Here is a 5,335-nt window from a genome sequence, read left to right as displayed (position 1 = left end):
GTACAGCACGGAGAAGCCAGCAGATATCTGATCCATTCGGGCATAGACCCTGCACATGAGCTTGGCTGGCCTCCACCCTTTCGATAGGCCGTACGAAGGACTGCTTGGGGCACAGACCCTGTGAGACATGAGAGGGTAAACCACGAAAGTGTTTGGTGGAGATCCGAGGTGCGTACCAAAATCTAGAAGACGGTGCTACACCGTCTGGTTTGGTACACCCTCAAACGGGTCCGCCCACTCACATCACACATTTTGCGGTCTGGGTACGCAAGGAGTCAAATGCGAAATCGTGCGATTGAGTGAGAAAAACGAAGAAAAACCTACTTTCCCTGAGAGAGCGCCAAGGTTCGCTTGTCATGCAGGAATTGGCGACAGATCCGGATCACGAGAGCGGAAACCCTCATTGGCGTGCACCCCCATACGTGAGAAAGGCTTCTTCCAAGGTCGCGGCATGTGTATGGATACCTGGCCGCTGGTCGCGTTGTCCAGCCCGGCGATGAGCTTGATGAGCGTCGTCTTGCCCGCCCCACTCGGCCCAAGCAGACCGAAGATCTCGGACGAGTGCACTTCAAGACAGGTGTCACGCAGGATAAGATTCTTTCCGAATCTTTGTTCTACATGGCTGACTTGAACGGCCCGTTCACCGGGTTGCATCGGATTGCCACTCGCAAAGATGCTCACCCCACTACGACTCACGTCATGTGATTTTTCGTGTGTGAGTGATTACTCACTCTGTATAAGTCAGGAATATCATACCGAGGTGAGAATGACAAGTAAGAACTCGACGTAAGTGAAATTGAAAATGTAAATGTGAAGAAGCGCGGAAGACAGTGTGCTTTTCCAGCGTGATCGCGGAAAGTATATGGCGTAACCTTTCATTACATATCGAGGTCCGAGGGGCGGCGCGTGGCACCGCCACCCTCGCGGGCGACGTCATACTTCACGTTGACCGCCCCAAGCGAATCAGAACCGTGCGCTCCGTTGGCGAGTATCATGTTAAACCACTAGACGGTTCGCTAATGGCCCTGAAAGTTCAAGTAGGGGATAGACCTGGTTTGTGTGTCCGTGTTGGGAAATCATAAGGAAAACAGCCCGTTAAGACAAGGAATGGTTCTTAAATCAAAACTTCGCTATTTATGATACGCTTCGGCCTGCTTTCTGGAATGGCGAGTTTTCACTTAGACCAAGCGCCCGCGCCGTCAGAGAATGGATTTCGTCAATAAGCTCCGGATGTTCCATGAGTGACACGCCATAAGACGGAATCATTTCTTTTATTTTCGGTTCCCACGCTTTCATATGTTGCGGGAAGCATTTTTTTATTACCTCAAGCATAACGTAAACGGAGGTAGAAGCACCCGGAGATGCGCCGAGCAATGCAGCTATCGAGCCATCAGCGGCACTAACAACTTCCGTACCAAATTGGAGTGTTCCTTTGCCGCCGGCAGCAGTGTCTTTGATAACTTGCACACGCTGGCCCGCTACCACCAAATCCCAATCCTCGCTTTTGGCGGTCGGGACAAACTCCCGTAAAGCTTCCATGCGCTGTTCTTTCGATAACATAACTTGCTCGATCAGGTATTTTGTCAATGAAATGTTTTTTACGCCTGCCGCTAGCATCGTTACGAGATTATCCAGTTTTACGGAACCTAACAAATCAAACATCGAACCGTTCTTTAAAAACTTGGGTGAGAAGCCGGCAAACGGTCCAAAGAGCAAGGTTTTTTGATTATCGATAAATCTCGTGTCAAGATGCGGAACCGACATTGGAGGAGCACCAATCGGAGCTTTGCCGTATACTTTTGCATGATGCTGCGCTACAACATCCGGATTCTTACACACCATAAATAGTCCGCTTACCGGAAATCCCCCAATATGTTTACCTTCAGGAATACCGGACTTTTGCAGTAAAGGCAGGCTTCCTCCCCCGGCGCCGATAAAGACGAATTTTGCAGTATAGCGTTCGACCGCACCGCTATCGATATTCCGCACTTTTAATTCCCACGATCCGTCGCTAGTACGTTTTATATCATCAACATTATGTTTGAATTTTATATCGACATTTTTACTCTGTAAGTGGTCAAACAGCATGCGCGTTAAAGCGCCAAAGTTGATATCCGTTCCAGAGTCGATTTTTGTTGCCGCAATCGGTTCATTCGATGTACGGTCTTTCATAATAAGCGGAATCCATTCCGTCAGTTTTCCCGGGTCATCGGAAAATTCCATCCCTCGAAACAGAGGATTGTTTGAGAGCGCTTCGAAACGTTTTTTCAAGAACGCTACATTTTTTTCCCCTTGTACGAAACTCATATGGGGTAATGGCATGATGAAGTCCTGCGGATTACGTATTAGATTGCTGTTTACAAGATAAGACCAAAACTGCTTTGAAATCTGAAACTGTTCATTAATTTTTATAGCCTTGCTAATGTCGATAGATCCGTCCGGTTTTTCGGGGGTGTAGTTGAGCTCGCACAGTGCAGAGTGCCCCGTTCCTGCATTATTCCATTCGTTAGAGCTTTCCTCTCCTGCGTTTGCGAGCCTCTCAAACACTGTAATTTCCCAGTCCGGTTCTAATTCTTTCAGCAGCGCGCCCAAAGTCGCACTCATGATTCCGGCACCAATCAAGACAACGTCTGTTTTAGTTTGTCTGTTGCTCATTTTTTTACCGTCCTTATACGCTAAAATTGCCGAAGGATGTAGGCTCTCCTGCTTAGGCGCTACAGCAAGCGAGAGCACGACCTAGTCACACAACTTGTCTCTGGATCAATTATAACCCTATCAAAGGGTACCAATATTATTTATAGATTACAAATCTCCTTGTCCGTTTTTTCACCTCATCGTGTTAAATCATCGAGCGTTAATCCCTGGATGACCTTTACGGGCACTACCTCCTCCTGCTCCGCTTCAGTCGCCGAACAACCTGTTCCCCTGTGCGCTTGTCCAAACGAAAAAACCTCCCCATCGTCATTTGCGATAAGAAGGTTTGGCAACGTCACCGCAGTGGTCTCACCGACAATCCACCGCACTGTCCTCGACTGTCGACGCTTGGCTTACGGTTTAAAAACCGCACCACTACGGAATTTTTACATTGGTGCACCCGGAGGGACTCGAACCCCCGCAAGACGCGGTTTAGGAAACCACCGCTCTATCCGGCTGAGCTACGGGTGCAAAAAATGCTGATGTGACGCGGTTTTCTCGCTTAGTGAGCGTTGCAAGAAAACGAGAAAACCGTTGTGCCTGATTCAGCAGCAGCGGTCACCTGTACCACACGGAAAGGAGCCGCTGTTTCATGTTCTCCACCACATGGCAAGACGCTTTCGATGAATTCCTGTTGGTCAAACAAGCAGAGGGACGTTCACCACGTACCCTCAAGGACTATCGCCGCCATGTGCCTGCTTTCTTTCAGGAACACCCCAACACTTGGCCTGATGTCCCTGCACTCAAACGAGCGGTTGTTGCTCACTTTGCTGCCTTCCATGACAAGTCTGCCACGTACTATAACCTTCGCCGCGAGTACCTCAAGGCCTTCTTTGCCTGGTGCGTGGAAGAGGAATACCTGCCCATGAATCCGGTCAAAGGCATTCCTAAGCGCAAGAATGACGGCACCCCCCCGCAATCTCGACGCGGATACCCTAAAACGCCTGTTGAAGCTTCCCGACTGCACCACGTATGCAGGACTTCGTGACTTGGCCTTGATGCTGCTGCAACTGGACACAGGCATTCGACCAGGGGAGGCACTGGCCTTGCTGCCTGCACATGTGAACCTGACTGCTTTGGAAGTCACCATCCCCAACACCACCGCCAAGACACGGACAGCGCGGACAGTGGTTATGTCACCCCAAACCGCTAAGGCCATTCGCAAATTACTCACCTGTCGGCCTGAGGACTGGACTGATGATGTGCCACTATTTTCGAGTGCATCCGGGCGGACATTTACGGTTCACGGTTGGGCTCAACGTCTCGCTGCCTATGCGAAACGTTTAGGCACACGAATTACTCCCTACATGCTCCGCCATACCAGCGCGATTCTCTTCCTGCGTGGCGGGGGACATGTGTTTGCCCTGCAACGTCAGATGGGTCATGCCTCCCTGACCATGACCAAACGCTACGTCCACTTGGCGGAATCGGACTTGCATGAGCAACACGCCGTGGCCTCCCCGGTTGGCCAAATCCTTCCCCAGCACACCCGTGCTCGGAAAGTGGGGCGCGGATGATGGAATGGCTTCCCGCTACCCTGATGGACGTGGACATGCTCATTCAGGCGGATTACACCAAAGCCAGGCTGACGTATCGGACAGACCTCCGTGGCCTTGGTCTCATCTCCCACTGGCCAACTCCCACTGACGTGCAACTTGTCCCCAAACGTGGGAAAACCGTGTTGATACTCGGGGGACAAGGATACACCATAGCCAAGGCGTGGAAGGCCGCAAATCTGACGGATAAGCCTTATTGCGTGGTTGTCCGCATAGAGGGGCCACGTGGCAGTGTGGAGCTTCGGAGACGGGCGCAGTACAAGAAAGACTTACAGCCATTGGCCAAACGCCTGCACTTGGTGTAACGCTTTTTTTCGTTTCGTTGATTGATTCGCTTGATTCGCTTGGGTGTCCAAAACCGTGGACACCCTTTTTACTGCGTTGGAAAACTAGTCTCCTTAAAGGAGATAGGTTGCACCTGAACTGACTGTATCCTTTAGTAGGTCCTTCGCACCAGCGCAGAAACGCCTCGCGATTCACTCGTATCAAGCGCCCAATGCGTACCGCTGGAAAGTCAGGCCGATGTGCCAACTCGTAGGCCACTGTGCGTCCGATGCGCAGATAGCGTGCGACATCATTCATCGTCAGCACTGGTGGCAGCTCCTCCGGCTGCATAACATGTCACCTCTTTATCTTCGTTGGAACCTACAAAATATAGTGACAAAATATCATGTTTCTTGGCACTTGTATACGTCGGAGTGGATGTGGGGTCACCAATAGCCCCCGCGGTGGCCGATTTCCGAACGAACATGAGATCACGATGAAGTCTCTTTGGCGAGGCGATGATTTGGATGATGGACACTCCGGGTGGTCAAGATTATGCTGCTTGGATTTGTACTCGCTATGGCAAAAATGGCTGACCTTCGGAGAGCAGTTTCTATACGGGCGAAGAACAAATGCTTAAAACCACCTTACTTAGTCAATAATACCTCATAAGGTGATTCTTGCGACTGAAGACTCCGCCGCATGCGGACAAGGTGAGGCTCGAGCGCAAGAACCAGACATTCGACGTTAATGTCGTAAAGGCGATTCGCTTTCTCCAGGAGATGGTCAAAATGTGGCGAGGATCCATACCCCGGATCCGG

The 5,335-nt window shown here is 50.7% G+C and carries 5 protein-coding genes, 1 tRNA gene and 1 pseudogene; 3 read left to right on the top strand and 4 right to left on the bottom strand.

What is annotated here, in order from left to right; all coding sequences use genetic code 11:
- Window positions 1-354 precede the first annotated feature (354 nt).
- The 3 genes from H522_RS0116220 to H522_RS0116210 all read right to left on the bottom strand — a co-directional run bounded on the left by H522_RS0116220 (window position 355) and on the right by H522_RS0116210 (window position 3,165).
- Window positions 355-681, bottom strand: coding sequence for an ATP-binding cassette domain-containing protein (locus H522_RS0116220; protein ID WP_155836519.1), 327 nt, complete (start codon window positions 679-681; stop codon window positions 355-357).
- Window positions 682-1,134: 453 nt separating this feature from the next.
- Window positions 1,135-2,655: a malate:quinone oxidoreductase gene (locus tag H522_RS0116215; RefSeq protein WP_026963119.1), complete on the bottom strand. Its 1,521-nt coding sequence runs from the start codon at window positions 2,653-2,655 to the stop codon at window positions 1,135-1,137.
- A gap of 431 nt (window positions 2,656-3,086) precedes the next feature.
- Window positions 3,087-3,165, bottom strand: a tRNA-Arg gene (locus tag H522_RS0116210).
- A gap of 121 nt (window positions 3,166-3,286) precedes the next feature.
- Here H522_RS0116210 and H522_RS22240 point away from each other — a divergent pair.
- Genes H522_RS22240 through H522_RS22235 form a run of 3 tightly spaced genes read left to right on the top strand, consistent with a single transcriptional unit; the run spans window position 3,287 to window position 4,555 of the window.
- A complete protein-coding gene (locus H522_RS22240) occupies window positions 3,287-3,682 on the top strand; it encodes a site-specific integrase (protein WP_245578161.1) in 396 nt (131 codons plus the stop codon).
- Window positions 3,594-4,211 (top strand): site-specific integrase, encoded by a 618-nt coding sequence (locus H522_RS20035; RefSeq protein WP_245578160.1) that lies wholly within the window; start codon window positions 3,594-3,596, stop codon window positions 4,209-4,211. Before H522_RS22240 ends, H522_RS20035 begins: the two co-directional genes overlap by 89 nt.
- Window positions 4,208-4,555 carry a hypothetical protein gene (locus H522_RS22235; protein WP_026963118.1) on the top strand — a complete coding sequence of 116 codons (348 nt, stop codon included), beginning with the start codon at window positions 4,208-4,210 and terminating at the stop codon, window positions 4,553-4,555. Before H522_RS20035 ends, H522_RS22235 begins: the two co-directional genes overlap by 4 nt.
- Window positions 4,556-4,709: 154 nt before the next feature.
- Here the strand turns inward: H522_RS22235 and H522_RS22390 are convergent.
- Window positions 4,710-4,832: pseudogene (locus H522_RS22390) on the bottom strand (helix-turn-helix domain-containing protein); the annotation flags it as partial.
- Window positions 4,833-5,335 lie beyond the last annotated feature (503 nt).

Origin of the sequence: Alicyclobacillus herbarius DSM 13609, from assembly GCF_000430585.1 — a bacterium.
GTDB classification, from domain to species: domain Bacteria; phylum Bacillota; class Bacilli; order Alicyclobacillales; family Alicyclobacillaceae; genus Alicyclobacillus_G; species Alicyclobacillus_G herbarius.
The sequence above is the reverse complement of the archived record's forward strand: the minus strand, read 5'-3'. Positions and strand labels throughout refer to the sequence as shown.

Coding starts and splice junctions, on each gene's coding strand:
- H522_RS22235 (WP_026963118.1), top strand. CDS start 4,208: ATGATGGAATGGCTTCCCGCTACCCTGATGGACGTGGACATGCTCATT.
- H522_RS20035 (WP_245578160.1), top strand. CDS start 3,594: ATGACGGCACCCCCCCGCAATCTCGACGCGGATACCCTAAAACGCCTG.
- H522_RS0116215 (WP_026963119.1), bottom strand. CDS start 2,655: ATGAGCAACAGACAAACTAAAACAGACGTTGTCTTGATTGGTGCCGGA.
- H522_RS22240 (WP_245578161.1), top strand. CDS start 3,287: ATGTTCTCCACCACATGGCAAGACGCTTTCGATGAATTCCTGTTGGTC.